Source organism: Brevibacterium sp. R8603A2, assembly GCF_023072605.1.
Taxonomy (GTDB): Bacteria; Actinomycetota; Actinomycetes; order Actinomycetales; family Brevibacteriaceae; genus Brevibacterium; species Brevibacterium pityocampae.
Map to the genome: position 1 here is coordinate 1 of NZ_JALLGN010000035.1, position 1238 is coordinate 1238.

The window sequence follows — 1238 nt, forward strand, 5'->3', positions numbered from 1 at the left end:
TCGGCAGGGGTCTGGTAGTCGAGCATGGAATGGAGCCGTTCGGTGTTGAACCAGTGGACCCAGTCCGCGGTCGCGGCCTCGACGTCCTCCCGGCCGGCCCAGGGCCCGTCGAGGTGGATCAACTCTGCCTTGTAGAGCGAGTTCAGCGCTTCGGCCATGGCATTGTCGAACGAGTCGCCCTTGGACCCCACGGAGGCCACGGCATCGACCTCCTCCAGGGCCTGGGTGTACCGCAGGGCCCTGTACTGCACTCCTCGATCACTGTGGTGCTTGAGTCCGGAGACGTTCTGACCTGCACGTTTACGGGTCCAGAGGCCCATGTTCAGTGCGTCCAGGGCCAGATCGGTGTACATCCGGGTCGAGGTCTGCCAGCCCACGATCATCCTGGCGAACACGTCCAGGATGAAAGCGACGTAGACCCACCCGGACTCGGTCCGGACGTAGGTCAGATCGGCCACCCAGAGCCTGTTCGGAGCGGTGGCGGTGAAGTCGCGTCTGACCAGGTCACCGGGTCGATTCGTCTCCGGCGACGGCTTCGTGGTGCGCGGATAGCGGCCCCTGACGGTGCCGCGGACCCCGAGTTCACGGCAGAGCCGCTCGACGGTGCAGCGGGCCACAGGGACCCCGTTGCGGTTGAGCTCGGCGTGGATTTTCCGGATCCCGTAGACCCGCATACGCCGGTGGGCGTGGATGGCCATGATGTGCTCCTTGAGCTCGGCGTCCCGGACGGACCGGGCGCTGGGCGGTCGGTTCTTGAAGGCGTAGTAGGTTCCCGGGGCGATCTTCATCCCGTGGTCCTGGGTCAGGACACGGCAGATCGGTTCGATCCCCCAGCGGTGCTTGTTCTCGTCGACGAAGGCGACGATCACCTCTGTGGGCGGTCGAACTCCGCCTTGGCGAAAAACGCTGTCGCTGAGCGCAGGATCTCGTTCGAACGCCGCAGCTCGCGGTTCTCAGCCTCGAGCTGTCGGATTCGGGCTTCGGTGTCGACCGGCTCCACGGGCAGGTCGGCGTCCTCGGCCTTGCGGACCCAGTTGCGCAGGGTCTCCTTGCCGATGCCGGTCTGCTCGGCGACCCGCGCGATCGCACCAGAGCGGGTCGCCGGATCATGACGGGCCTCTACGGCCAACCGGGTCGCCCGGTCACGGAGTTCTTGGGGGTATTTCGACGGGGCCATCAGAGAATCGATGTCCTTTCAGGATGTTTGGCTTACCCTCAATCAAACCAAGGACGATTCA

2 protein-coding genes and 1 other annotated feature are annotated in these 1238 nt (G+C 65.2%); both genes read right to left on the reverse strand.

The features are described 5' to 3' along the window. Positions 1 to 869 (reverse strand): IS3 family transposase (locus MTQ12_RS14750; RefSeq protein WP_247619219.1); only part of this gene is annotated, 869 nt, incomplete at its 3' end. Further along, positions 774 to 908, reverse strand: a sequence feature (AL1L pseudoknot). Its footprint overlaps the gene before it by 96 nt. Then, the gene (locus MTQ12_RS14755; protein ID WP_137319294.1) at positions 866 to 1177 is read right to left on the reverse strand and encodes a transposase; all 312 of its coding nucleotides are present in this window, start codon (positions 1175 to 1177) and stop codon (positions 866 to 868) included. (Overlaps the previous feature by 43 nt.) The genes MTQ12_RS14755 and MTQ12_RS14750, both read right to left, overlap by 4 nt. Positions 1178 to 1238: the final 61 nt, after the last annotated feature.